This window comes from Streptomyces sp. NPDC056527 (assembly GCF_042794475.1).
In the GTDB taxonomy this organism is placed as follows: Bacteria; Actinomycetota; Actinomycetes; order Streptomycetales; family Streptomycetaceae; genus Streptomyces.
Genome location: NZ_JBHTTQ010000005.1, coordinates 72732 through 96283, shown reverse-complemented (window position 1 = coordinate 96283; position 23552 = coordinate 72732). Strand labels below are relative to the sequence as shown.

The following is a 23552-nucleotide window of genomic DNA, read 5'->3' as shown; positions in this document are numbered from 1 at the left end:
GTGAAGTGTGCCGCCCGGCTCCCCGAGCGGCACATCATCAACGGTTGCCCAGCGTCCAGCGGGGGCCGTCGGGGCTGTCCTCGATGGCGAGGCCGGACTGGCCGAGCTGGTCGCGGATCGCGTCCGCGGTCGCCCAGTCCTTGCGCTCGCGGGCCGACTCGCGCTGCTGGAGAACGAGCCGTACGAGGGTGTCGACGACGCCGTGGAGCTCCTCGCCGCGGTCGGTCTCCTCGGCCCAGTGCGGGTCGAGGGGGTCCAGACCGAGGACGCCGAGCATGGCCCGGACCTCGGCGAGGCGGGCGATGGCCTCGTCCTTGTCGTCGGCCGCGAGGGCGCTGTTGCCCTGGCGGACGGTGGTGTGGATGATCGCGAGCGCCTGCGGGACGCCCAGGTCGTCGTCCATCGCCTCGGCGAAGGCCGGCGGCACCTCGGGGGCGGGCGGTACGGTCTTGCCCGCCTTCTCGGTGACCCGCTGGACGAAGCCCTCGATCCGCGCGAACGCGGACTCGGCCTCGCGCAGCGACTCCTCGCTGTACTCGATCATCGAGCGGTAGTGCGGGGTGCCGAGGTAGTAGCGCAGGACGATGGGGCGCCAGTGCTTGACCATCTCGGAGACGAGCACCGAGTTGCCGAGCGACTTCGACATCTTCTCGCCGCTCATGGTGACCCAGGCGTTGTGCACCCAGTACGAGGCGAAGTCGTCGCCGAACGCCTTGGCCTGGGCGATCTCGTTCTCGTGGTGCGGGAAGATCAGGTCGAGGCCGCCGCCGTGGATGTCGAAGGCGGAGCCGAGGTACTTGTGCGCCATGGCCGAGCACTCCAGGTGCCAGCCGGGGCGGCCGCGGCCCCACGGGGTCTCCCAGTCCGGCTCGCCGGGCTTGGTGGCCTTCCACATGGCGAAGTCACGCGGGTCGCGCTTGCCGGTGATGCCTTCCTCGGCGGGCTGGCGGAGGTCGTCGATGTCCTGGTTGGACAGGGCGAGGTAGCCGGGGAACGAGCGGACGTCGAAGTAGACGCTGCCGTCGGCCTCGTAGGCGTGCCCGCGCTCGATGAGGCCGCGCATCATCTCGACCATCTCGGTGACATGGCCGGTGGCACGGGGCTCGTACGTGGGCGGCAGGCAACCGAGCGCGTCGTAACCGGAGTTGAAGGCGCGCTCGTTCTCGTAGCCGATGGACCACCAGGGGCGGCCCTGGTCGGCGGCCTTGGCGATGATCTTGTCGTCGATGTCGGTGACGTTGCGGATGAACGTGACGTCGTAGCCGCGGTACTCGAACCAGCGGCGCATGATGTCGAAGTTCAGCCCCGAACGGATGTGGCCGATGTGCGGGGCGGCCTGGACGGTGGCGCCACAGAGGTAGATCGAGACACAGCCCGGTGTGAGCGGGGTGAAGTCACGGATCTGCCGGGCGCTGGTGTCGTACAGGCGAATAGTCACCACTCCAGGGTAGTGGGCGTGTGGTAGTGCCCCGCGACCGATTGCGGGTCGCGGGGCGGGATTTTTCCGGTGGTGCGTCAGGTGGGGTGGTAGGGGGGCGTGGTCCGGCGGCGACCCGGCCTGGTCGGGCGGGGCCGTGGACCGGTGCGGCCGGGTGCGCCGGGCGTGGCGACGGCACGCCACACCCGACCACGGCCTGGGCCTGGTCGGTGGGTGGGGCGGCGTGGTGGGTGCGGCGGGGCCGGTGCGTCCGGGGCGTTGCGTCGGGCGACGCGGTGCGGGGCGTCAGCGGCGGTGCGGCGCGGTGGGCCGGCGGCGATGCGTGGTGCGTCCGGGCCGGTGGGTCGGGCGCGGGCCTGTCGTGGACCGGCGCTGCCCCGTGGATCCGGCCGCGCGGCCCGGTGCGTCGGGCCGCGCGGTGCGGGGTGTCAGGGGCGGCGGTAGACCAGGGCGGTCGCCAGGGCGGCCAGGCCCTCCGCGCGGCCGGTGAGGCCGAGGCCGTCCGTCGTCGTGCCGGAGACGGAGACGGGGGCGCCGACCGCCTCGCTCAGCGCCTTCTGCGCCTCGTCGCGGCGCTTGCCGACCTTCGGGCGGACGCCGATGACCTGGACGGCGACGTTGCCGATCTCGTACCCCTCGGCGCGCACGATGCGGGCGGCCTCGGCGAGGAGGGTGACGCCGGCGGCGCCCGACCACTCGGGCCGGGAGGTGCCGAAGTGGGCGCCGAGGTCGCCGATGCCGGCGGCGGAGAAGAGCGCGTCGCAGGCGGCGTGCGCCGCGACGTCCCCGTCGGAGTGCCCGGCGAGCCCGTACTCCTCGTCCTCCCACAGGAGGCCCGCGCACCACAGCTCGCGGCCCTTCTCGAAGGCGTGGACGTCGGTGCCGATACCGGTCCGCGGGATCGGGGGGGTGGGGGTGCCCTCTGCCGAGGTGTCAGAAGCCATCGTTGGCCCTCCTGCGGGCGAGTACGGCCTCGGCCAGTACGAGATCGAGCGGACGGGTCACCTTGAACGCCTCCTCGTGGCCGGGGACGACCACGACGGGCGCGCCGAGCCGCTCGACCATGCCGGCGTCGTCGGTTGCGCCGTCACCGGTGAGGGCGACGGTCGCGTGGGCGTTGACGAGGGTCTCGTAGTCGAAGCCCTGCGGGGTCTGGACGGCGCGCAGCCGGGAGCGCTCGGGGGTGGCGACGACGCTCTCGGGGTCGCCCTTCGTCTCCGCGGGCTCGACCTCCTTGACCGTGTCGGCGACCGGGAGCGCGGGAACGACGGCGACGGCCCCGTCCCGTACGGCCTCGATGACGGCGTCGACCGTGTCGACGGGGACGAGCGGGCGGGCCGCGTCGTGCACGAGGACGGTGGAGACGCCCTCGGGCAGCGCTTCGAGGCCCAGGCGTACGGATTCCTGGCGGGTGTCGCCGCCGGGGACGACGAGGTAGTCGGTCCGCTCGGGCAGGGCGTGCGCGTCGAGGAGGTTCTTGACCTCGGCCGCGCCGTCGGAGGGGGCGACCACGACGACGAGGGAGACGGCGCGCGAGGCGGCCATCGCCCGGACGGCGTGGATGAGCATGGGGGTGCCGTTCAGCGCGCGGAGCGCCTTGGGGGCGCCCGGGCCGAGCCGTACGCCCCGGCCCGCCGCGGGGATCACAGCGGCGGTGCGCGCGGGACGCGTTTCGTCTGTCATCGGTTGCACTCCGGCAGGTTTGTTTCCTCGGCCGACATGGGTATGGCCTCACCGTGCTGGACGCGACGCCTTGACCGGGCCCTTTCCGTGACGACGGTCGGGGCGTACCGCGCGGCACAGGGGATGTGGCTCAGGAGGACGCGAGGGGGGCGGTTGTAGCAGCGCCGTGGACGGCCGGATCGCGAGGCGACGGACGTCGGAACGACGGTCATTCATCGACGCGGTGAACGGGTCCGCGAGGACGCGAACATGCCGCAGCGCCCGGCGACGGTGCTGTGAGTCTCACAGCACGTCAACGGGCACCGCGGCATCGCTTCATTCAGGACGCGAGGACCTCGTCGAGGAGAGCCTCGGCCTTGTCCTCGTTCGTGTTCTCCGCGAGGGCCAGCTCGCTGACCAGGATCTGCCGAGCCTTGGCGAGCATGCGCTTCTCACCTGCGGACAGCCCGCGCTCGCGCTCCCGGCGCCACAGGTCGCGAACTACTTCGGCGACCTTGATGACATCGCCGGAGGCGAGCTTCTCGAGATTTGCCTTGTAGCGGCGCGACCAGTTGGTCGGCTCTTCGGCGTACGGCGCACGCAGCACCTCGAAGACCCGGTCCAGCCCGTCCTGACCGACCACATCGCGAACACCGACGAACTCCGCATTGTCCGCCGGCACACGAACCGTCAGGTCGCCCTGGGCGACCTTGAGCACCAAGTAGGTCTTGTCCACGCCTTTGATCTGGCGAGTTTCGATGGCCTCGATCAGCGCGGCCCCGTGATGGGGATAGACCACGGTGTCGCCAACCTTGAACGTCATGTGACAGGTACCCCTTCCGTGGCTATCCAGGGTAACACGGATACGGCTTCTTCTGAATGGCGTTTTCGCAGGTCAGGGCATATCTCGGGGCTTGACAACAGCGACGCGAACGTGCTGCGGAGGGCTTGCGGAAGGCGGTATTCGCAGGTCGGAGCCGCTGCGCGGACGGAGAGAAACGCGCACGTTACACCCGCCCGGAGGGCTCCAAGAGAGGAACGATGTCCTGTTTTGACCGGTTCGCGTCGCCTCTCTCACCGTACTCCGTTCGAGGATCGGTCACTCGTACGGATGCTTCCGGCGTCGAATCCCGAATTGATCACCCGAGCATCGCGGCAGGGTTTTTCCGCGGCGCGGGCGGAGGAATGCACGCGCGCTCGACGAATTGATCAAGGCGGTTATGTGAACGGCGCGTCAATGGGTCGTGTTTCCGGCCATCACGGAGGGCTTGTGCAGGGCACACGGAGCGCACCCGGAGGGCCCGGGGGCGCGAAGGGGCGGGTCGGGTGCGGGACGGAGAGTGCGGCTCGGTAACCTAAGCGCGCTGACGCACCTTTAGCTCTTCCTTAGCCGGTTGGTCCTGAGCCCGACCCCAGCCGGCCGCCCTTAGCCCGTCCGTACGTCCTAGGAGTTGCCGCCGCCGTGAGCCGCAGCCTTCGACGCGGCGCCCTCGCCGCCACCGCCATCGTGATCTCGATCGCCTCGCTGTCCGCCTGTGGCGCCGGCAACAACGCACAGACGCTCGGAGTGAAGCCGGACAACGCCGCCGTCACCGTGGACGACGTCAAGATCCAGAACGCGCTCGTCATCACCCAGCCCGACGCCACCGTGCAGGGCCCCGCCGTCGTCTCGGCCACGGTCTTCAACAACGGCAGCACCCAGCAGACCCTCGACGCGATCACCCTGCCGGGCACGCGCGCCACGGTGGTCCTGAAGCCCGCCGAGGGCTCCGGCCCGATCACCGTCCCCGCGGGCGGCTCGGTCGTCATCGGCGGCGAGGGCAACGCCACCGCCACGATCGAGGACGGCCGGCTCGCCGCGAAGAACGGCGACGCGCAGGAGGTCGTCTTCAAGCTGAGCCAGACCGGCGATGTCGGCCTGGAGGCGTTCGTCGTCCCGGCGACCAGCTACTTCAAGGACTTCGGCCCGACCGAGATCCCGAAGCCGCCGGCCGCCTCGCCGACGGCGACCCCGACCGCGACCGCGACGGCGGGCCACGGCGCGGAGGGCGACTCCACGGCCTCCCCGTCGGGCACGGCCACCCCGTCGGGCGACGCGAGCCACTCGTCCGCGGGCCACTGACGTACGGCGCACAGCGCAACGCACGCAAGGGGCGCCCCACCGGATCACTCCGGCGGGGCGCCCCTTCGTATGCGTACGGCCTACGGCTCACCGCCCACGGCTGCCCGCTTACAGGTCACCGCCCACGGCTGACCGCTTACAGGTCACCGCCCACGGCTGACCGCTGACCGCTGACCGTTTACGGCTCGAACTTGTAGCCCAGGCCCCGGACCGTCACCAGGTAGCGCGGGGCGCCCGGGTCGGGTTCGATCTTCGCCCGCAGCCGCTTGACGTGGACGTCCAGGGTCTTGGTGTCGCCGACGTAGTCCGCGCCCCAGACCCGGTCGATGAGCTGCATACGTGTCAGGACACGGCCCGCGTTCCGCAGCAGCATCTCCAGGAGGTCGAACTCCTTCAGCGGGAGGTCGACCTTGCCGCCCGAGACCGTGACGACGTGGCGGTCCACGTCCATGCGGACCGGACCGGCCTCCAGGGCCGCGGGGGTGACCTCCTCCGGCTCACCGCGACGGCGCAGGACCGCCCGGATGCGAGCGACCAGCTCCCGCGAGGAGAAGGGCTTCGTCACGTAGTCGTCGGCTCCTATTTCCAGGCCGACGACCTTGTCGATCTCGCTGTCCTTGGCGGTCACCATGATGACCGGGACGTTCGAGCGGCCGCGCAGCTGGCGGCACACCTCGGTGCCGGGCAGCCCCGGCAGCATCAGGTCGAGGAGGACGAGATCCGCTCCGTTGCGCTCGAACTCGTCGAGACCGTCGGGCCCGGTCGCGGCGACCGCGACCTCGAAGCCTTCCTTGCGGAGCATGTACGACAGGGCGTCGCTGAAGGATTCCTCATCCTCGACGACGAGCACTCGGGTCACGGAAGGACCTCCGGGGCAGGGAGCGGTTCGGTCATGAGATCGGGGGTGGGGGAGGCGGACCGGCGGCGGTCCCGTACGGCGCCCGCCTCGGGCAGCCGCAGGGTGAAGGTGGAGCCCTGGCCTTCGGTGCTCCAGACCGTGACCTCCCCGCCGTGCGAGGCGGCCACGTGCTTGACGATGGCGAGGCCGAGTCCCGTGCCTCCGGTGGCTCGGGAGCGGGCCGGGTCGACACGGTAGAAGCGTTCGAAGACCCGCTCGCGGTCCCTCTCCGAGATGCCGATGCCCTGGTCGGTCACGGCTATCTCGATCAGGTCGCCGCCGGGGGCGGCCACGCGGCGGGCCGCGATGCCCACGCGCGTGCGGGCCGGTGAGTAGTTGACGGCGTTCTCGACGAGATTGCCGAGCGCCGCGGCGAGCTGGCCGCGGCTGCCCCAGACGTGCAGGTCGGCGGTTCCTCCCGAGACCATGGTGATCTGCTTGGTGGAGGCGGTGTGCCGGGAGCGGTCGATGGCCTCGGCCACCAGTTCGTCCACCCGTACGGGCTCGGAGTCCTCCAGCGGGTCGTCGTTCTGCACCCGCGAGAGGTCGATGAGTTCCTGTACGAGATTGGTGAGCCGGGTCGCCTCGATCTGCATACGGCCGGCGAAGCGGGTGACCGCCTCGGGGTCGTCCGAGGCGTCCATGACGGCCTCGGAGAGCAGGGAGAGCGCGCCTGTCGGAGTCTTGAGCTCATGACTCACGTTGGCGACGAAGTCGCGCCGTACCGCTTCGATACGGCGGGCCTCCGTCAGGTCCTCGACCAGGAGCAGCACCAGGCGGGAGCCGAGCGGTGCCACGCGGGCGGAGACGGCGAGGGCCTCGCCACGTCCGGTGCCGCGCCGGGGCAGGTCGAGCTCGACCTGCCGTATCTCCCCGTCGCGGCGGGTGTCGCGGGCCATGTTGAGCATGGGCTCGACGGCCAGCTTTCCGCCGCGGACCAGGCCGAGGGCGTACGCCGCCGAGCTGGCCTTCACCACGGAGTCGCTCTCGTCGAGAACGACCGCGGATGAGCGCAGCACCGACAGCACGGTGTCGACGCCGGGCGGAAGCACGGCGTCCGTGTGCAGGGAGGTCCGGGTGGGTCGCGCCTGGTCGCGCTCGCTCCAGCGGAACGCCAGCATGGCGATCACGCCGGTGCACACCCCGGCGATCGCTGCCAATGCGGCGACCGCCGCGTTCACGTCCATGCCATCCAGGTTATGCGGGGTCGCGGACACTCTCCCAGCCGTCCGAGTGGCTGCTCGAACAGTCGTCGCCCAGAGTTCACCGTGGGGACGGTGCCGGTTCATTTGCACTGTTGAGGACGGTGGCCTGTGTCGCCCAGAGTTCACCGAGGGGAAAGGGGTCATTCACTTGGGGTGGACGCTCCTGACTTGTCGGGGGCCGAACGTGGGAGCGTGGGGGTCCGAAGCCCCACCCGGACCCCGGACGCTTGTGAGAGAGGGACATCGATGCGGGACGCGTACCACGAGGAACTTGACTCGATCGGCGAGGGCCTGGTCGAGATGGCCCGCCTTGTCGGGTCGGCGATCGGGCGCGCCACGACGGCGATGCTCGACGCGGATCTGAAGCTCGCGGAGAGCGTGATCGCGGCGGACCAGAAGGTCGACGACCTCCAGCACGACCTGGAGGCCCGGGCGATCGCGCTGCTCGCGCGGCAGCAGCCGGTGGCGACGGACCTGCGGATCGTGGTGACGTCGCTGCGGATGAGCGCGGACCTGGAGCGCTCCGGCGACCTGGCGCAGCACGTGGCGAAGCTGGCGCGGCTGCGCTTCCCCGCCACGGCGGTGCCGCGTGACCTGCACGCGACGATCCTGGAGATGGGTCAGCTGGCGCAGCGCCTGATGGCGAAGGCGGCGGAGGTCATCATCACGAAGGACGTCGACCTGGCGCTCCAGCTGGAGCAGGACGACGACGAGATGGACCTGCTGCACCGGACGCTGTTCCAGCACCTGATGGACGACCGCTGGAAGCACGGCATCGAGACGGCGGTCGACGTGACGCTGCTGGGCCGCTACTACGAGCGGTTCGCGGACCACGCGGTGTCGGTGGCGAAGCGCGTCGTGTACCTGGTGACGGGCGAGCACGCGGACGAACTGCAGCAGGCGGACGCGCCGGTCGAGGGCGCGTAGCCCTAGGGCGGGCGGCGGATCGGAGGCGCCGGATCCGGGCCGGGCGCTTGGCCGCGGGCGGCTGATCGCGGGCGGGCGCTTGGCCGCGGGCGCTGCTCGCTGCGCGGCGGCAGCCCGCCGGGGACGGGCGCCGCTTGCCGGGCAGCCGGGTCGCCGGCGGGTGCCACCCGCCTGCGGCGCGGCGGAGGATCGGTAGTGGGGTGCCCGGCGGCGGGTGCTGCTCGCCGGGCAGCCCGGCGGAGCCACGCGCGCGCTTCGGCGGATCGAGGGCGGGCGCTGCTCGGTGCGCGGCGACAGCCCATCGAGGAGCGCCGGTCGCCGGGCCGCCGGCGGTTACCACCCGCCTGCGGCGCGGCGGAGGATCGGTAGTGGGGTGCCCGGCAGCGGGTGCTGCTCGCCGGGCAGCCCGGCGGAGCCACGCGCGCCTCGGCGGATCGGCCGCGGGCGCTGCTCGCTGTGCCGCTGCAGCCCGCCGGGGACGGGCGCCGCTCGCCGGGCAGGCCGGCGGAGCCAGGCGTGCCTCCGCGCGGGGTGGGGTTCGCACTTCTGTGCGCCGTTGATGCGCCTGGTGACGTGGGCATGGAATGAAGGGGAGGCGACGTACGCCTTCGAGGAGGGACGCCATGCCTGAATCCGCCACCACCGACCCCCAGCAGGAGACGCCGCGCGACACGGTCTTCCTGCCCGTCCTCGGCGCCTGCGGGTGCGGCTCGGGCTGCGGCTGCGGCTGCCAGTCCGGCGGGCCGTGCCAGTGCGGGGGCTGCTCCGGCTAGGCGCGTACGACGAGGGGCCCCGCCCGGAGACCCGGGCGGGGCTTCGTCGTAGGCGGATCACACGTCGAGGACGCCGACGATCTGCCCGCCACTGACCTCGCCCGTCCGGCGGAAGCCCAGCTTCAGGTAGAACTCCTCGGGCCCGTGCTCGCCCGGCTCCCAGGTCACGTGGAACTGACGCGCACCGCGCCGGCGGATCTCGTCGCGGACGGCGTCGACGGCGAACCGTCCGTACCCCTTGCCCTGCCGGTCGCCCGCGATGTTCAGCCGCCACAGGCCGCTGCGGCGGGCGTCCGGGTCGTCCTCCTTGCCCCAGCGGATGTCGATGAAGGCCATGAGGAAGCCGACGAGCTCGTCCCCGTCGAAGATCAGCCGGGGCCAGGCGGTCTCCCCGAACGCGTACGCCTCCGCGAGCGAGGTCGCGACCGGCGCGACGTTCTTCTCCTGGTGCGGGTGGACGCGCAGCGCGAGCGCGGCGTCGACGTTGTCGGGGGTGATCTTCGCGAGGCGGAGCGATGGAGGCATGGACCGGAGGCTACCGACCCGTTCGTGAGTTCCGCCCGCGCATTTGTTCCAGCTCCTGGTCACGGCGCGGGCGCCGGCCGCAGGATGTGTCCGTGCTGACATGGACCCGCCGGCCGATCGCGATCGTCGCCGCTCTCGCCGCGATCCCCGCCGTCGCCGGCTGTACCGTTCCCTCCGCCGGGGCGACCGGTATCTCGGTGACGTCGGACGGGCAGCCGCTCGGCGTGATCCTCATGTGCCACGACCACATCGACGGCGCGAGCCTCCACACCGACGACGACGATCCCGAGACGCGGGACACCACGGGCCGCTGGAGTCGTGTCGAGCCCCTGACCGACTTCACGACCTGGCCCCTGGCCGGGGACGCGGACGGCGCGGCGGACGGCTGGACGGTCGAGCAGCCCCTGGGCACGCTGGACCCGAAGAAGACGTACCGCATGTACGGCTGGACGACCGACAGCTCCTGGGCCGCGGCGGCGGTCTCCTTCACGCCCGCGGACCTCGCGGAACTGACGCCCGGCCAGGTCCGGTACGAGATCGGCGACACGGTGACGACGAGCTCGATCGAGGACTTCCGGAAGACGGCCTGCGACGACTTCTGACCCGCCCGGGCCCGGAGCGTGCCCGGCACATCCACCCCGACGACCCCGGCAACGAAGAAGCCCCCGCCGAAGACTCGGGTGGTCAGGGTGCGTTCAGGCCGAAGGTCTGCCGGCTGGTGCTGGACGCTCCGGGGCTGTTGATGTTGCTGTTCGTGCTGATGTTGTTGAACATCGGGATAACCAGTGGAGGTTCACCACCTCCGATCTGGACGATCTGCCGGCCAGGCTCGACCGGCATACCACCGATCACGAGGAAGAATCCTGGCTCTGGCCTCACCGCATGATCAACCCCCGAAGGACTTCCGGAGCCGACTTAGAGCCAGGGCCGACGGCCCGGTCCGGTCGGGTGCGTACCTGTGACGCCCATGACCACCGAGTAGAGGCTGGTCTCTGCGGCGATGAAGAGGCGGTTGCGCTTGGCGCCGCCCCAGGAGATGTTGGCAACCGCCTCGGGCACGTTGAGACGCCCGATCAGCGTGCCGTCGGGGTCGTAGCAGTGCACTCCGTCGCCCATCGCGGCGGCCCAGAGCCGACCGGCGTCGTCGAAGCGGAGGTTGTCGAAGCGGGCGGTCTTGCGGGCCTCCGCTTCGGCGAAGATCTTGCCCTCGGACAGCGTGCCGTCCTCGTGTACGTCGAAGACCCGGATGAAGCCTGCGCGGGTGTCGGAGACGAACAGTTGCCGCTCGTCGTGTGAGAAGACCAGGCCGTTCGGGGCGCCGAAACAGTCGGCGACCAGCCGCACGTCGCCGGTGGCCGGATCGATGCGGTAGACGTTGTTGGAGCCGATCTCGCTCTGCGCACGATAGCCCTCGTAGTCGCTGGTGATGCCGAAGTCCGGGTCGGAGAACCAGATCGAACCATCGGACTTGACGGCCGCGTCGTTCGGGCTGTTCAGGCGCTTGCCCTTCCATCGGTCCGCCAACACGGTGATCGTGCCGTCTTGTTCGGTCCGGGTCACTCGGCGGTTGCCCTGCTCGCACGTGATCAACCGGCCCTGACAGTCGAGGGTGTTGCCGTTGGTGTGACCGGCGGAGCGGCGGAAGACACTGACGGCACCGGTCTCTTCGTCCCAGCGCAGCATCCGGTCGTTGGGGATGTCGCTCCAGACCACTTGCCGCCAGGCAGGCAGGTAGATCGGCCCCTCGGCCCAGCGGCAGCCGGTGTACAGGACCTCCAGCGCATCGTCACCGTTCATGCACCGCCCGGTACGGAACCGGTCGTCGAGCATCTCGTACAGCCCTGGGCGCTCGCTGGTCATGGGGCCCTTCCCTTCCTACGGCATCGCCTAGTGAACGTGATTCGGCCTAAGGCGAAGGCTGCAGGACAAGCTATGGTCAGCACAAGGAGATTCCGAACGGAGAGCTGTGGATCACATCGATCGCGCCCTGCTGGTACAGCTCCAGCAGAACGCCACTCAGTCCTACGCCGCGCTGGGCCAGGCAGTCGGCCTCTCGGCCGGCGCCGCTCACGAACGCGTGCGCAAGTTGCGGGAACGCGGTGTCATCCGGCGCACTACCGTCGAGATGGACCCGGCTGCACTGGGCGGCGCCGTCCTGGCCTATGTGATGGTCGACTCGACTTCCTGGATGGGTGATGCGGCACAGGACTTCGCCGCGCTCCCCGAGATCCTGGAGGCACACGTCATCGCCGGCACCGCCTCGGTGCTGGTCAAAGTCAGGACCGCATCCACCGAGCAACTGCAGGATGTGCTGCGCCGGATCTACGCCATCGACGGGGTCAGCGGGACGCAGGCCACGGTGGTCCTTGAGACCTTCTTCGAGCGGCCGGTCTCCCCGCGGACTACCGAGCAGGCGTGATCGAGCACTTCATCGGTCGCTCCGCCCTCTCTGACGGCCCACAGACGGCCCACAGGCAGAACAAGGCCCCCACTCGCGGAGAAACCGCAGGTGGGGGCCATGATCACGCGAAGGGTTACTTCTTGCCCTGGTTCTTCACGGCCTCGATCGCCGCCGCTGCCGCGTCCGGGTCCAGGTACGTGCCGCCCGGCTTCAGGGGCTTGAAGTTCTCGTCGAGCTCGTACGCCAGCGGGATGCCCGTCGGGATGTTCAGGCCCGCGATGGCCTCGTCCGAGATGCCGTCCAGGTGCTTGACCAGGGCGCGCAGGCTGTTGCCGTGGGCCGCGATCAGGACCGTCTTGCCGTCCAGGAGGTCCGGGACGATGCCGTCGTACCAGTACGGCAGCATCCGGTCGACGACGTCCTTCAGGCACTCGGTCTGCGGGCGCAGCTCCGGGGGGATCGTCGCGTAGCGCGGGTCGTCGGACTGCGAGAACTCCGTGCCGTCCTCGAGCGGCGGCGGCGGGGTGTCGTACGAGCGGCGCCAGAGCATGAACTGCTCCTCGCCGAACTCCGCGAGGGTCTGCGCCTTGTCCTTGCCCTGGAGCGCACCGTAGTGGCGCTCGTTCAGACGCCAGGAGCGGTGGACCGGGATCCAGTGGCGGTCGGCGGACTCCAGCGCCAGCTGCGCCGTGCGGATGGCGCGCTTCTGGAGGGAGGTGTGCAGTACGTCGGGCAGCAGGCCGGCGTCCTTCAGCAGCTCACCGCCGCGGACCGCCTCCTTCTCGCCCTTCTCGGTGAGGTTGACGTCCACCCAGCCGGTGAACAGGTTCTTCGCGTTCCACTCGCTCTCGCCGTGGCGGAGGAGGATCAGCTTGTACGGTGCGTCGGCCATGCGTCCGAGCCTAATCGACGCCTGACGATTGACGTGCACCGTCAATTCGCTGGCGTCCGACGTATGAGATGCGTAAGTTACGGGTGCCGTTAGAGGGACTTACAGACACGGGGGCCGGCCACACATGTCCATCGACTCGCTCAGACGATCAGCTCGCGCGACCGTCTCCGGTCTCCCCGGCGGCTTCTGGTGGCTCTGGCTCTCCACTCTGGTCAACCGCACCGGCGCCTTCGTCCTCACCTTCCTCTCCCTCTACCTGACCCAGGAGCTCGGGCACTCGGCCTGGTTCGCCGGACTCGTCCTCGCCCTCCACGGCCTCGGCGGCGTCGCCGGTTCCCCGCTCGGCGGGACGCTCGCCGACAAGTGGGGCCGACGCCCCACCATGGTCACCATGCACCTGGCGACGGCCTCCTGCGCCGCCGCCCTCGCTCTGGTCACCACCGCCTGGGGCGTCGCCGCCGTCGTGCTGCTGATGGGCGTCTCGATGCAGGCCGTGCGCCCGTCCATCCAGGCCACGATCGCCGACATGGTCCCCGAGCACGACCGCCGCCGGGCCTTCGCCCTCAACTACTGGGCCCTCAACCTCGGCTTCGCCGTCGCCGCCTTCGGCGGTGGCGCCGCGATCTTCCTCGGCTACCGCACCCTCTTCCTCGTCGAGGCCGTGGCCACCGTCCTGTGCGCCCTGATCGTCTTCCTTCGGCTGCCCGAGACCCGCCCCGAGGCGCGCCGCGACCCCGCCGGCGAGGTCGTGGAGAAGGACCGCGTCAGCGTCCTCGACGTCCTGCGCGACGCCCCCTTCCGCACCCTCGTCCTCCTCAACCTCCTCGTCTGCCTCGTCTTCACCGCGCCCTGGGTCGGCCTCCCCCTCACGGTGGCCGAAGCCGGCCTGAACCCCGGCGCGTACGGCCTGGTCATCGCCACCAACGGCGTCGTGATCGTCGGCTTCCAGCTGCTGGTCAACAAGGTCACCGACAAGCGCTCGCCGGCGATGCTGCTCACCGTCTCCTCGCTGCTCTTCGCGCTCGGCACGGGCGCGACCGCGCTGGCCGGCACGCCGCTGGTGTTCGCCGCCACCGTGGTCGTGTGGACCATCGGCGAGATGGTCCACGTCCCCACCAACGCCGCCGCCACCGCCAAGCTCGCCCCCGAGCATGCGCGCGGCCGCTACCAGGGCGTCATGGGCATGTCCTGGGCCCTGTCCGGCTTCCTCGCCCCGATCCTCGCGGGCTGGGTCGTGGACGGCCCGGGCACCGACACCCTCTGGGTGGCCTGCGGGGTCATCGGCTGCATCGCCGCCGTCGGCTACGCCACGCGGCTCCGCAAGGCCCTGGACGACGGACCCGTACCCGCCCCGGTGCAGGCCGAGCCGGCCACGAGGACCGATGAGTCCGAAGCCCTCACCAAGACCGACGCGACCGCCCCGCTCGCGCAGAAGAGCGACAGCGGCGCCCTCAGCGCCTGAGCATCCGCTGTGCCTCGTACAGGTTCCGGGGGCGGACCGCCCCCGGAGTCCCGTACGCCTCCACGCGCGCGTGGAGCTCGCCCGCGAAGTCCGGTACGTCGATCTGGTCGAACTCGCGCACCTCGCTGATGCCGACCGTCGCGCTGTACGGGGCGATCGTGTCGATCTTGACGAGGCCCGCCCGGCCGTTCGTCACCGTCACGTTCCAGTGGGTGAAGCGGCCGCCGTACAGCGGTCCGGCCGAGGCGTCTCCGCCGTGCCGGCCGTTGTTCTCGACCGTGATCTCCGTCCGTACGTTGGCGAACGGCATCCCCCGGTGGGTGTCGAAGGTGCCCATCTCCATCACCCCGCGCGACCAGACGTTGTAGCTGGAAAGACCCTCCACGTTGATGCCGTGGAGCTGGGTGCCCGCCGGGGCGGGGACCGTGCGGGCCGCGATGCGGAAGTCCTCGACGAGGTTGTCGTGCGCGCCCTCGCGACAGAAGTACGGGTGGTGGGAGCCGCGCCCCTCGACCCGGGTGCGCCGCAGCGTGCAGGCGGAGGCGGCGACGAGTCCGAAGCCGTTGTCGACGTGGCGTACGACGACGTCCTCGGCCCAGCAGTCGTACGCGCACTGGAAGGTGACGCCGTTGTAGCCCTTGTCGAGGAGGTGCGGGGACTGCGGGGTCTCGACCGCTTCCAGGGTCAGTCCCTCGACGCCCGCGTCGGTGAGCGGCTCGGCGAGGGTCGTCAGCCGCGGGTCCCACTCCGGGCGGACGTCCAGCGGGAGGGGACGTTCCAGGGTCGCCTTCCGGCCCTGTACGGACATCACCCGGACCGGCCACTCGTACGGCACGTACGAGGTCAGCTTGGTCTTGTCGTCCCAGAAGTACGCCTCGGGGCCCGGGCCCCCGCCCGCCATGTGCTCCAGGAGGGTGTGGTCCGCGTCGTCGGCCAGACGGAGCAGAACCAGCTGCCCCCGGCGCAGGGTTGACGGGTCGTCGACGGTCACGGACCAGTCGCCGCGCCGGGCGGGGCGGACGGTGGTCAGGGTCCGCCATTCGTCCCGCTTGTCGCCGGTCCAGCCCTCGAAGGGCCAGGCCCGGGCGCGGATCGCGGCGACGAGGGAGGCATGCCGGGCGTGCGGGGCGAGCCAGATGAGGCCGCCGGCCCAGGACCAGGAGGACTTGTCGCCGCCGTAGCGCGAGCCGTAGGGGCCGACGAGTTCGGTGAGGTGCTTCGTCGCGAGCAGCTTCGTACGGGCTGATCCGGCGCCGCGCAGCACCACACCGCTGTGGGCGACGCGGATGAAGTCGTCGATGCGGTATGTGCCGGGCGGGACGAGCACGGTGCCGCCGCCACGCTCCCCCGCCTCGGCGAGCGCCCGGTTGATGGCCGCCGCGGAGTCGGCGGAGCCGTCGGGGGTGGCGCCGTAGGAGAGGACGTTCGCGACGACCGGCGGGCGGGGCGGCCTGGTGGCGCCGCCGCGTGCGCCGGCGCGGCCGACGTAGGGGATCTGGGGGTGGGTGTACGGGGAGTCCGTGTACTCCCTCCAGAGCGAGGAGGACCCCACCGGCCGGAAGCCGGTCGTGGCGGCCACCCCTACCGCCACCGCACCGCCCACGAACTGCCTTCTGCTGATTCCCATGAGCCCGCCTTTCATGGATGTGAACGACATTCAGATGTGCGACGGCGGCGAGCATGGCACGGCCAGGGCGGGGTACGGAAGAGGTCGTGCGATTACCCGGTGGGAGCCGGAAGGGCCACCGTCAGTTCGCGGGCTTCTGGGTCAGATGCCTGAACGCGTCGAGGTTCCGGGTCGACTCGCCCCGCGAGACCCGCCACTCGTACTCGCGCCGGATCGCGCTCGCGAAGCCCAGCTCCAGAAGGGTGTTGAAGGACCCGTCCGCCGCTTCGAGGACGGAGCCGAGGAGCCGGTCCAGCTCATCGGGGGTGACGGCGGCGAGCGGCAGCTTGCCGGCCAGATAGATGTCACCGAGGCCGTCGATCGCGTAACTCACGCCGTAGAGCTTGAGATTGCGCTCGAGGATCCAGCGGTGGACGCCCGCCTCGTTCTCGTCGGGGTGGCGGATGACGAAGGCGTTGAGCGAGAGGGAGTGGCGGCCGACGCGCAGCGAGAGCGTCGTGAACAGCTTGCGCGTGCCGGGGAGCTTCACCACGTACGAGCCCGGCTCGGGTGACTCCCACTCCAGTTCGGCGTCCTTGAAGGTGTCCTCGATGACCTGCCGCACGTCCTCAGCCATGGTGCGAGCGTACGCGACGGCGATGATCGTGCATCGCCGCCGTGTACACGTCCGCCGTGCCGGAGGCGGCCGTGTCCCAGCCGAAGGACTCGGCGTGCCGGGCGGCCGCCGCGCCCATCCGGGCGGACAGCGCCGGATCGGCGACGAACCGCCCGAGCGCGCGGGCGTAGTCGGCCGGGTCGTGCCCCGGGACGAGGAACCCGGTGAGGCCGTCCCTTACCGCGACCGGAAGTCCGCCCACCGCGGCCGCGACGACCGGGGTGCCGGCCGCCTGCGCCTCGATGGCGACGAGCCCGAAGGACTCGCTGTACGAGGGCATGACCAGCACCGACGCCGCCCGGAACCAGTCCGCGAGGCGGTCCTGGCCGACCGGCGGGTGGAAGCGGACGATGTCCGCGATGCCCAGACGGGCGGCGAGCTTCTGCAGCCCCTCCGGCTTGGCCAGACCGCTGCCGCTCGGCCCGCCGACGACCGGCACGAGCATCCGCGAACGCAGCGACGGGTCCTGGTCCAGGAGCCGGGCCGCGGCCCGCAGCAGGATGTCGGGGGCCTTCAGCGGCTGGATGCGGCCCGCGAAGACGGGGATGAACGCGTCGGGCGGCAGCCCGAGGCGGGCCCGCGCGGCCGCCCGGCCGTCGGCGGGGCGGAAGTGGTCGAGGTTGACCCCCGGATGGACGACGGCGACCTTGCCGGGCTCCGCCTCGTAGAAGCGGACGAGCTCGTCGGCCTCCTCGGCGGTGTTGGCGATCAGCCGGTCGGCGGCGCGGACGATCTGGGTCTCGCCGATCACCCGGGCCGCGGGCTCGGGGGTGTCGCCCTCGGCGAGCGCCGCGTTCTTGACCTTGGCCATGGTGTGCATGGCATGCACGAGCGGGACGCCCCACCGCTCGGCGGCGAGCCAGCCGACATGGCCGGAGAGCCAGTAGTGGGAGTGGACGAGGTCGTAGTGGCCGGGGCGGTGGCCCGCCCACGCCTGCATCACGCCGTGCGTGAAGGCGCAGAGCTGGGCCGGCAGCTCCTCCTTGGCCAGCCCCTCGTACGGACCGGCGTCCACGTGCCGGACCAGGACGCCCGGCGCGAGCTCGACGACCGGGGCGAGTCCGCCGGTGGTGGCCCGGGTGAAGATCTCGACCTCGATGTTGATCGCGGCCAGTCGCTTGGCCAGCTCCACGATGTAGACGTTCATGCCGCCGGCGTCGCCGGTGCCCGGCTGGTGGAGGGGCGAGGTGTGGACGCTGAGCATGGCCACCCGGCGCGGGGTCCGGGGGCGTCCGGGGAGCCGGAGCCGGGGCGGCGTCGCCAGGGAGCCGGCGAGCCGGGACACGTACTGGCTCACGTCGACGGTCCTTCCGCTGAGTGGGGGCGTAGCGGGCCTTGCGGGGGCACTGCGGGAACTGCGGGGCACTGCGGGCACGGCGAAACGGACGGCGCACAGCGCCCTCCAAGGCGGACAACACCGGAATGACGCCATCCATTTCCGTTTTGCCAATTCATTGCCGTGTCGGTGCGGCGTGGTGCACCGCTTACGCTCGTTCCATGGCCCCGCGCACGACCCTCCCCGCCGCATCCCGCCCCGTCGGCACGGCGACCCGCGGGACCACCAACCCCAACCGCCTGCGCCGCATGGACCGCTGGATCGCCGCCGTCCACGGGCCCGCCCTGCGCCGGTCCGCCGAGCCGCCCGTCGCCGTCGACCTGGGCTACGGGGCGGCCCCCTGGACCGCCGTCGAGCTGCTCACCCGGCTGCGCACCGCCGACCCGCGCACCGAGGTCGTCGGCATCGAGATCGAGCCGGCCCGGGTCGCCGCCGCCGAACCCTACGAGCGCGCGGGCCTCACCTTCGTGCACGGCGGCTTCGAGGTCCCGGTGCCGGGCGAGGTCGCGCTGATCAGGGCCGCGAACGTGCTGCGCCAGTACGGCGAGGGCGAGGTCGCCGCGGTGTGGGCGCGGCTGTGCGCCCGGCTGGCTCCCGGGGGGCTGCTGGTGGAGGGGACCTGCGACGAGATCGGGCGGCGCCATGTGTGGGTGGCGCTCGACCGGAGCGGGCCGCGGACGGTCACTTTCGCGACCAGGCTCGGCTCGCTGGAGCGGCCCTCCGACCTCGCCGAGCGGCTGCCCAAAGCGCTGATCCACCGCAACGTGCCGGGCGAGCCGGTCCACGCGTTCCTGCGGGACTTCGACCGGGCGTGGGCGGCTGCCGCCCCTTTCGCCTCGCTCGGCGCGCGGCAGCGCTGGATCCGGGCCGTACACGATCTGGCGGCGGACTGGCCGCTGACGGACGGACATCGACGGTGGCGGCAGGGCGAGGTGACGGTGCGCTGGGAGGCCCTGGCGCCCCGCTGAGGCACCGGCCGCACGCCGCCGCCCGGGACCGTCGGCGGGTCGTACCCGAAGGTCATCCGCACGCCAACTGCCGGTGAATTCACGGTACGTCGGGAACGCAACTCCCCTCTCTCTCGTCCCCTGTGGGGGACAGTGACCCGACAGGGGCCGGTATCCCCTGTTGCTTTCACGTTTCGCATGGCACCATCGCCAAGGTCACGATGAAGTTACTGACGGTAAATCAGATGCGGGACTCATACGGGCCGTCCGAGGGGGAGCTTGTGAACCGACGCCGCTGCGTCACCGCCGCGATCACCGTGGTCTGTGCCCTGACGGTGCTGGCCTCACCCGCGTTGACCCTCCAGGCCTCCGCCGCCCCGCGGCCGCCCGCCGCACCCTCGGCCCCGCTGCCGCCCGCCGCGCCGAAGAAGACCCTCGAAGAGGTACGCAAGGAGATCGACGGCCTGTACCGGCAGGCGGCCGCCGCCACCGACGCGTACAACCTCGCCGAGGAGAAGGCCAAGGAGCAGTCCGCCGAGATCGTGGAACTGGCCAAGATGATCGTGGCCGGCCGCGAGAAGATCGACGCGCTCAAGGCGCAGGCGGGCGCGGCGGCCCGCGCCCAGTACCGCAACGGCGGGCTGCCGGAAGGCGCCCAGTTCGTCCTCACCGACGATCCGCAGCTCTTCCTCGACAACGCCGGCCGGCTCCAGCAGGGACAGAAGGCAACCAAGGACCTGCTCGGCGAAATGAATAGGACGCAGGCCCAGTTGGACGTCTACGCCAAGGAGGCGGGCACCAACTGGACCAAGCTCGAGGCCAACCGCATCAAGCAGGCCGAGGCGAAGAAGGACATCGACGACAAGATCGCCGCGGCCAAGAAGTTGGAGTCCGAGCTGGCGGCGGAGGAGCGGGCGCGGCTGCTGCGGCTGGAGGAGCAGGAGCAGTACAAGGCGCAGACCGCCTGGCTGAGCACCGGCGTCCTCAAGGGCCTGAGCGCCAAGGCGACCCCCCGGGGCAAGCAGGCGGTGGAGTACGCCACGGCGCAGATCGGCAAGCCGTACGTATGGGGGGCGGAGGGCCCGGGCTCCTTCGACTGCTCGGGGCTGACGCAGCGGGCCTGGGACGTGGCCGGCCGCTCCATCCCGCGGACCTCGCAGGAGCAGTGGCGACTGCTGCCGCGCGTGGACATCAAGGACATGCGGCCCGGCGACCTGATCGTCTACTACAAGGACGCGAGCCACATCGGGATGTACGTCGGCAACGGCGCGATCGTGCACGCCCCGAGGCCGGGGCGGAACGTGACGCTCGCGGGGGCGGGCTCGATGGAGATCCTGGGAGTCGTCCGCCCGGAGTGAGGCGTTCGGTCGGGAGGCCTCGGCTCGAAGCGCGCGGGAAGCCGGCCGGAGGGAGTCCGCGGGCGGCCTCAGCTCGGGGGGAGTCCGCGGGCGGCAGGCCGTCCGCGGTGAGGCGTTCGGAAGGAAGCCGCCGCCCGGAGCGGGGCGTTCGACGGAAGGCCGGACGGAATCGGCCGTTCCGACCCAAGACCGCCCGGAGTGAGAGGTTCCGCACCCACGGCGGCCAGCACCCCGGCCCCATCGGGCGTGATGTTCATCATGGCCTCGAAGGCAACAACCTCCCCATGCGCGGCATATGCCAAGGGCTTGTCGGCCCTCGTGACGTGATCGCCATTCCGTTGCCCGCCGGGGTACCGCTATGGTCCCGGTTCAGGCGGGACGTCGTTCGTCGTCCTGCCGCCCTCGGGGGGAGGGAAGGATTCAAAGACCGATGCCCGTACCCGTACCGCGACAGAGAAACGACTCTGCTGCGGCCGCAGGCGCTGTCACCGCTGCCGCGACCACCCCGGTCGCCACGGCCGCGACCGGCACCGATCTCACCCTCCTGGTCGTCGAGGACGACCCGGCGGGTGCCCTCGCCGTACCCGAACTGCTCGACGCCGACGGGACCCGCGTCCGTATCCGCACCGCCCGCAACCTCACCGAGGCCGAGCGGCTGCTCACCGACGACGTGCACTGCGTCCTGGTCGACCTGGCCCTGCCCGGCCCCCGCGCGGCCGGTGACGACCCCCTGGCGCCCCTGCGGCACGTCCTGCGGCTCGCGCCGCGCCACGCCGTCCTGGCCCTCGCGGCCTCGGCCGACGCGGAGCTGGCGGCGGAGGCCGTACGGGTCGGGGCCCAGGACCACCTCTTCCGCGAGGAGCTCGACGGCCGGCTGCTGAGCCGGGCGATCCGGTACGCCGTGGAGCGCAAGCGGGCCGACGCGGTCCAGGTGAAGCTGACCGAGTCGCGGCTGCGGGCCCAGGAGAACGCGCGCCTGGAGCGCGGGCTGCTCCCCACGCCCCTCCTGGAGGGCTCCGAGCTGCGCTTCGCGGCCCGCTACCGGCCGGGCCGCTCGCGCGCCCTGCTCGGCGGGGACTTCTACGACACCGTCCGCACCCCCGACGGCACGGTCCACGCGATGATCGGCGACGTCTGCGGACACGGCCCCGACGAGGCGGCGCTCGGCGTGGAGCTGCGCATCGCGTGGCGGGCGCTGACCTTCGCCGGTCTCTGCGGCGACGAGCTGCTCTCGACGATGCAGCAGGTCCTGGAGCACGAGCGGGAGAGCGAGGAGATCTTCGCGACGCTCTGCACCGTCGACATCGCCCCGGACGGGCGCCGGGCGGGTCTGTGCCTGGCCGGGCACCCCTCCCCGCTGATCGCCCGGCAGGGCAAGGCGGCACGGCTGCTGCCGTACGAGGACGGCGGCCCGGCCCTCGGCCTGCTGCCGCGCGCCCGCTGGCCGCGGCGCCAGGTGGAGCTGGGCGGGTCGTGGAGCCTGCTGATGTACACGGACGGCCTGATCGAGGGCCGCTCGGCGGGCCCGGGCTCGCCGCGGCTCGGCCAGGACGGGATGGTCGAGATGATCAACCGGCAGCTGGCGGAGGGCCTGCGGGGCGAGGAGCTCCTGGAGGCGGCGATGACGGAGGTGCGCTCGCTGAACGGCGGGGAGCTGACGGACGACGTCGCGGTCCTGGCACTGGAGAGGGCCCGGGGATAGCCCCGGGCCCTCGGGTCCGCTCGCGCGTCCTGCCGCTCTACCGTCCGCGTCCCTACCGGCCGCCGTTGTAGGGGCCGTACGGACCGTCGCTGCTGGAGCCGCCGCGTCGGCCGCCGCCGCCGGAGATCTGCTTGATCGCGGGCCGGACGTCGACCATGAAGACGATGGCGGCGATGAGGCCGGCGATCTGCAGGAAGAGCATGCCCAGAACCAGGTTCAGGACGAGGTTGATGCTGAGGATGATCAGCCAGAACTTCTTGGTCTGCTTGTCGGCCGCGCGATACGCGTCCTCGCGTGCCATGGCGGCGAAGACGAACGAGACGAGGGCGAAGCCGAGGAAGACCAGGTCGGTCACCAGTGAGAGACCGAGGTCGAATCCGTCGCGCAACATGTCTGAACCGCCTAGTCGGTGTAGTGAGCGCCTCGCGGCCAAGGTACCCGGTACAACGCACCGGGCACCCTGATTGGTGCCCCGACCGGCCCCGTCTTACTTCTCGGCGGCGGCGGTCTTCTTGGCGACCGGCTTGCGGGCGGTGGTCTTGCGGGTGGGCTTGGGCGCCTCGGCCTTGGCCGCCGGCTGCTCCGCCTTGCTCTCGGCCGCCGCCGGCTTGGCCACCGGCTCGGGCTCGACGACGACGGCGATCTCGGTGATCTCCTCGGCCACCTCACCGCGCCACGCCTTCACGGCCTCCTCGCCGTGCGCGGCGACCTCCTCGTACTTCTCGCGCGCCTTGACCGCGTACTCGGCGGCGACGCCGACGCCCCGAAGGGCGAGGTCCTGGGCGGTCTCGCCGAGCTTCTTCAGGTCGGTGTCGAGGTTGCCGACGACCTCGGCGAACTTCGACTGCACGGTGGCCTGGGCCTCCTTGGCCCGGTCCGCCACCTTGTCCTGCACGGCCTTCGGGTCGGTCTTGCGCACGGCGTCGATCCGCGCGGGCGCCTCGGCGGCGATCTGCTCGATCAGCCCAGGGACCTTCTTGGCCTGCTGGACGGCGAGGTCGGCGGTGCCGGCGGCGAAGTAGAGGGGGGTACGCAGTTCTTCGATGATGGCCATGGGTGTGGTCCTCCCGGATGTGTACGTACTAGCTCACGGTTCGTTCGGCATCGGGAGCGGCGTCGTCACCGTCGACGGTCTCGGCGGCGCGCTCAGCAGCGTTCTCGGCGGCGTTCTCCTTGCGGAAGGAGTCGTAGATCTGGAGCAGCACCTGCTTCTGCCGCTCGTTGATCGAGGGATCGGCGAGGATGACGGCGCGCGTCTCCAGCTCCTCCCGCTCCTTCTCGTCGAGAATCCCGGCCCGCACGTAGAGAGTCTCGGCGGAGATCCGCAGTGCCTTGGCGACCTGTTGGAGCACCTCGGCGCTGGGCTTGCGCAGCCCCCGCTCGATCTGACTCAGATACGGATTGGACACCCCGGCGGCCTCCGCGAGCTGCCGCAAGGAGAGCTGCGCGGTGCGCCGCTGCTCGCGGAGGTACTCGCCAAGATTGCCGACGTTGAGTGATGCCATGCCCCGACGATGCCATCGGCTGCTAACTATTGCAAGCACCTGCTTGCAATAGTGTCGCGCCTCACCGACGGGCCGCGGACAGCCGGCCAGGTCCGGCCGGCTCCTCGACGAGCCGCC

The 23552-nt window shown here is 71.3% G+C and carries 25 protein-coding genes; 9 read left to right on the top strand and 16 right to left on the bottom strand.

What is annotated here, in order from left to right; genetic code table 11:
* Positions 1-37 precede the first annotated feature (37 nt).
* The 4 genes from cysS to ACFQ7Q_RS04575 form a co-directional block, all read right to left on the bottom strand.
* A complete protein-coding gene (gene cysS / locus ACFQ7Q_RS04590) occupies positions 38-1438 on the bottom strand; it encodes a cysteine--tRNA ligase (RefSeq protein WP_383549821.1) in 1401 nt (466 codons plus the stop codon).
* 428 nt (positions 1439-1866) lie between these two features.
* Positions 1867-2382 carry a 2-C-methyl-D-erythritol 2,4-cyclodiphosphate synthase gene (ispF, locus tag ACFQ7Q_RS04585; RefSeq protein ID WP_383549818.1) on the bottom strand — a complete coding sequence of 172 codons (516 nt, stop codon included), beginning with the start codon at positions 2380-2382 and terminating at the stop codon, positions 1867-1869.
* A complete protein-coding gene (gene ispD / locus ACFQ7Q_RS04580; protein ID WP_329117905.1) occupies positions 2372-3121 on the bottom strand; it encodes a 2-C-methyl-D-erythritol 4-phosphate cytidylyltransferase in 750 nt (249 codons plus the stop codon). The genes ispF and ispD overlap by 11 nt, the downstream gene beginning before the upstream one ends.
* Before the next feature lie 319 nt (positions 3122-3440).
* The gene (locus ACFQ7Q_RS04575; RefSeq protein ID WP_003953493.1) at positions 3441-3923 is read right to left on the bottom strand and encodes a CarD family transcriptional regulator; all 483 of its coding nucleotides are present in this window, start codon (positions 3921-3923) and stop codon (positions 3441-3443) included.
* Positions 3924-4562: 639 nt separating this feature from the next.
* Here ACFQ7Q_RS04575 and ACFQ7Q_RS04570 point away from each other — a divergent pair.
* Positions 4563-5222 (top strand): DUF461 domain-containing protein, encoded by a 660-nt coding sequence (locus tag ACFQ7Q_RS04570; protein WP_383549814.1) that lies wholly within the window; start codon positions 4563-4565, stop codon positions 5220-5222.
* A 178-nt stretch (positions 5223-5400) separates the two neighbouring features.
* On the opposite strand, the gene ACFQ7Q_RS04565 is transcribed toward ACFQ7Q_RS04570, so the two are convergent.
* Both ACFQ7Q_RS04565 and ACFQ7Q_RS04560 read right to left on the bottom strand, forming a co-directional pair.
* A complete protein-coding gene (locus tag ACFQ7Q_RS04565; RefSeq protein ID WP_017242433.1) occupies positions 5401-6081 on the bottom strand; it encodes a response regulator transcription factor in 681 nt (226 codons plus the stop codon).
* Positions 6078-7307 carry a sensor histidine kinase gene (locus tag ACFQ7Q_RS04560; protein ID WP_383549811.1) on the bottom strand — a complete coding sequence of 410 codons (1230 nt, stop codon included), beginning with the start codon at positions 7305-7307 and terminating at the stop codon, positions 6078-6080. Before ACFQ7Q_RS04560 ends, ACFQ7Q_RS04565 begins: the two co-directional genes overlap by 4 nt.
* Before the next feature lie 264 nt (positions 7308-7571).
* Between ACFQ7Q_RS04560 and phoU the strand changes: the two genes are divergently transcribed.
* Both phoU and ACFQ7Q_RS04550 read left to right on the top strand, forming a co-directional pair.
* Positions 7572-8252: a phosphate signaling complex protein PhoU gene (gene phoU / locus ACFQ7Q_RS04555; RefSeq protein WP_383549807.1), complete on the top strand. Its 681-nt coding sequence runs from the start codon at positions 7572-7574 to the stop codon at positions 8250-8252.
* A gap of 623 nt (positions 8253-8875) precedes the next feature.
* On the top strand, positions 8876-9025 hold the full coding sequence (locus tag ACFQ7Q_RS04550; protein WP_362366540.1) for a hypothetical protein: 150 nt from the start codon (positions 8876-8878) through the stop codon (positions 9023-9025).
* Between the two features lie 57 nt (positions 9026-9082).
* Here ACFQ7Q_RS04550 and ACFQ7Q_RS04545 read toward each other — a convergent pair whose 3' ends face one another.
* Positions 9083-9550: a GNAT family N-acetyltransferase gene (locus tag ACFQ7Q_RS04545; protein ID WP_383549804.1), complete on the bottom strand. Its 468-nt coding sequence runs from the start codon at positions 9548-9550 to the stop codon at positions 9083-9085.
* 92 nt (positions 9551-9642) lie between these two features.
* On the opposite strand from ACFQ7Q_RS04545, the gene ACFQ7Q_RS04540 reads away from it, so the two are divergent.
* Positions 9643-10152 (top strand): hypothetical protein, encoded by a 510-nt coding sequence (locus tag ACFQ7Q_RS04540; RefSeq protein WP_383549801.1) that lies wholly within the window; start codon positions 9643-9645, stop codon positions 10150-10152.
* Positions 10153-10234: 82 nt separating this feature from the next.
* On the opposite strand, the gene ACFQ7Q_RS04535 is transcribed toward ACFQ7Q_RS04540, so the two are convergent.
* Together ACFQ7Q_RS04535 and ACFQ7Q_RS04530 are read right to left on the bottom strand one after the other, a co-directional pair.
* Positions 10235-10402 (bottom strand): hypothetical protein, encoded by a 168-nt coding sequence (locus ACFQ7Q_RS04535; RefSeq protein ID WP_383549798.1) that lies wholly within the window; start codon positions 10400-10402, stop codon positions 10235-10237.
* Positions 10403-10465: 63 nt separating this feature from the next.
* Positions 10466-11410 (bottom strand): SMP-30/gluconolactonase/LRE family protein, encoded by a 945-nt coding sequence (locus tag ACFQ7Q_RS04530; protein WP_383549796.1) that lies wholly within the window; start codon positions 11408-11410, stop codon positions 10466-10468.
* A gap of 106 nt (positions 11411-11516) precedes the next feature.
* Here ACFQ7Q_RS04530 and ACFQ7Q_RS04525 point away from each other — a divergent pair, with 106 nt between their 5' ends.
* Positions 11517-11969 (top strand): Lrp/AsnC family transcriptional regulator, encoded by a 453-nt coding sequence (locus tag ACFQ7Q_RS04525; protein WP_383549793.1) that lies wholly within the window; start codon positions 11517-11519, stop codon positions 11967-11969.
* Positions 11970-12084: 115 nt separating this feature from the next.
* Here the strand turns inward: ACFQ7Q_RS04525 and ACFQ7Q_RS04520 are convergent, their stop codons facing one another.
* The gene (locus ACFQ7Q_RS04520; protein ID WP_383549790.1) at positions 12085-12843 is read right to left on the bottom strand and encodes a phosphoglyceromutase; all 759 of its coding nucleotides are present in this window, start codon (positions 12841-12843) and stop codon (positions 12085-12087) included.
* Positions 12844-12967: 124 nt separating this feature from the next.
* Between ACFQ7Q_RS04520 and ACFQ7Q_RS04515 the strand changes: the two genes are divergently transcribed.
* On the top strand, positions 12968-14305 hold the full coding sequence (locus ACFQ7Q_RS04515) for an MDR family MFS transporter (protein ID WP_383549787.1): 1338 nt from the start codon (positions 12968-12970) through the stop codon (positions 14303-14305).
* Here the strand turns inward: ACFQ7Q_RS04515 and ACFQ7Q_RS04510 are convergent.
* From ACFQ7Q_RS04510 to mshA, 3 genes are all read right to left on the bottom strand, one after another.
* Positions 14295-15932: a glycosyl hydrolase family 28-related protein gene (locus tag ACFQ7Q_RS04510; RefSeq protein ID WP_383549784.1), complete on the bottom strand. Its 1638-nt coding sequence runs from the start codon at positions 15930-15932 to the stop codon at positions 14295-14297. The genes ACFQ7Q_RS04515 and ACFQ7Q_RS04510 overlap by 11 nt on opposite strands.
* A gap of 121 nt (positions 15933-16053) precedes the next feature.
* Positions 16054-16548: a YbjN domain-containing protein gene (locus tag ACFQ7Q_RS04505; RefSeq protein WP_383549782.1), complete on the bottom strand. Its 495-nt coding sequence runs from the start codon at positions 16546-16548 to the stop codon at positions 16054-16056.
* Complete coding sequence (gene mshA, locus ACFQ7Q_RS04500) at positions 16541-17884, bottom strand: D-inositol-3-phosphate glycosyltransferase (RefSeq protein WP_383549779.1); 1344 nt, start codon at positions 17882-17884, stop codon at positions 16541-16543. Before mshA ends, ACFQ7Q_RS04505 begins: the two co-directional genes overlap by 8 nt.
* Positions 17885-18084: 200 nt before the next feature.
* Here mshA and ACFQ7Q_RS04495 point away from each other — a divergent pair, with 200 nt between their 5' ends.
* The 3 genes from ACFQ7Q_RS04495 to ACFQ7Q_RS04485 all read left to right on the top strand — a co-directional run bounded on the left by ACFQ7Q_RS04495 (position 18085) and on the right by ACFQ7Q_RS04485 (position 21930).
* Positions 18085-18891 carry a class I SAM-dependent methyltransferase gene (locus ACFQ7Q_RS04495; RefSeq protein ID WP_383549776.1) on the top strand — a complete coding sequence of 269 codons (807 nt, stop codon included), beginning with the start codon at positions 18085-18087 and terminating at the stop codon, positions 18889-18891.
* A gap of 260 nt (positions 18892-19151) precedes the next feature.
* Positions 19152-20228 carry a C40 family peptidase gene (locus ACFQ7Q_RS04490; RefSeq protein ID WP_383549773.1) on the top strand — a complete coding sequence of 359 codons (1077 nt, stop codon included), beginning with the start codon at positions 19152-19154 and terminating at the stop codon, positions 20226-20228.
* Between the two features lie 430 nt (positions 20229-20658).
* Complete coding sequence (locus tag ACFQ7Q_RS04485) at positions 20659-21930, top strand: PP2C family protein-serine/threonine phosphatase (RefSeq protein WP_383549770.1); 1272 nt, start codon at positions 20659-20661, stop codon at positions 21928-21930.
* Between the two features lie 52 nt (positions 21931-21982).
* Here ACFQ7Q_RS04485 and ACFQ7Q_RS04480 read toward each other — a convergent pair whose 3' ends face one another.
* The 3 genes from ACFQ7Q_RS04480 to ACFQ7Q_RS04470 form a co-directional block, all read right to left on the bottom strand.
* Positions 21983-22321 (bottom strand): DUF2516 family protein, encoded by a 339-nt coding sequence (locus tag ACFQ7Q_RS04480; protein ID WP_383549767.1) that lies wholly within the window; start codon positions 22319-22321, stop codon positions 21983-21985.
* A 96-nt stretch (positions 22322-22417) separates the two neighbouring features.
* Positions 22418-22984, bottom strand: coding sequence for a hypothetical protein (locus ACFQ7Q_RS04475; protein WP_383549765.1), 567 nt, complete (start codon positions 22982-22984; stop codon positions 22418-22420).
* A gap of 28 nt (positions 22985-23012) precedes the next feature.
* A complete protein-coding gene (locus ACFQ7Q_RS04470; protein WP_383549763.1) occupies positions 23013-23435 on the bottom strand; it encodes a helix-turn-helix domain-containing protein in 423 nt (140 codons plus the stop codon).
* Positions 23436-23552 lie beyond the last annotated feature (117 nt).

Bases quoted from the DNA above. Each gene is read 5' to 3' on its own strand.
- ACFQ7Q_RS04505 (WP_383549782.1), bottom strand. From the start codon at position 16,548: ATGGCTGAGGACGTGCGGCAGGTCATCGAGGACACCTTCAAGGACGCC.
- ACFQ7Q_RS04520 (WP_383549790.1), bottom strand. From the start codon at position 12,843: ATGGCCGACGCACCGTACAAGCTGATCCTCCTCCGCCACGGCGAGAGC.
- ispF (WP_383549818.1), bottom strand. From the start codon at position 2,382: ATGGCTTCTGACACCTCGGCAGAGGGCACCCCCACCCCCCCGATCCCG.
- ACFQ7Q_RS04545 (WP_383549804.1), bottom strand. From the start codon at position 9,550: ATGCCTCCATCGCTCCGCCTCGCGAAGATCACCCCCGACAACGTCGAC.
- ACFQ7Q_RS04560 (WP_383549811.1), bottom strand. From the start codon at position 7,307: ATGGACGTGAACGCGGCGGTCGCCGCATTGGCAGCGATCGCCGGGGTG.
- ACFQ7Q_RS04470 (WP_383549763.1), bottom strand. From the start codon at position 23,435: ATGGCATCACTCAACGTCGGCAATCTTGGCGAGTACCTCCGCGAGCAG.
- ACFQ7Q_RS04480 (WP_383549767.1), bottom strand. From the start codon at position 22,321: ATGTTGCGCGACGGATTCGACCTCGGTCTCTCACTGGTGACCGACCTG.
- ACFQ7Q_RS04510 (WP_383549784.1), bottom strand. From the start codon at position 15,932: ATGGGAATCAGCAGAAGGCAGTTCGTGGGCGGTGCGGTGGCGGTAGGG.
- ACFQ7Q_RS04550 (WP_362366540.1), top strand. From the start codon at position 8,876: ATGCCTGAATCCGCCACCACCGACCCCCAGCAGGAGACGCCGCGCGAC.
- ACFQ7Q_RS04475 (WP_383549765.1), bottom strand. From the start codon at position 22,984: ATGGCCATCATCGAAGAACTGCGTACCCCCCTCTACTTCGCCGCCGGC.
- ACFQ7Q_RS04575 (WP_003953493.1), bottom strand. From the start codon at position 3,923: ATGACGTTCAAGGTTGGCGACACCGTGGTCTATCCCCATCACGGGGCC.
- ACFQ7Q_RS04485 (WP_383549770.1), top strand. From the start codon at position 20,659: ATGCCCGTACCCGTACCGCGACAGAGAAACGACTCTGCTGCGGCCGCA.
- ACFQ7Q_RS04530 (WP_383549796.1), bottom strand. From the start codon at position 11,410: ATGACCAGCGAGCGCCCAGGGCTGTACGAGATGCTCGACGACCGGTTC.
- ACFQ7Q_RS04515 (WP_383549787.1), top strand. From the start codon at position 12,968: ATGTCCATCGACTCGCTCAGACGATCAGCTCGCGCGACCGTCTCCGGT.
- ACFQ7Q_RS04495 (WP_383549776.1), top strand. From the start codon at position 18,085: ATGGCCCCGCGCACGACCCTCCCCGCCGCATCCCGCCCCGTCGGCACG.
- ispD (WP_329117905.1), bottom strand. From the start codon at position 3,121: ATGACAGACGAAACGCGTCCCGCGCGCACCGCCGCTGTGATCCCCGCG.
- phoU (WP_383549807.1), top strand. From the start codon at position 7,572: ATGCGGGACGCGTACCACGAGGAACTTGACTCGATCGGCGAGGGCCTG.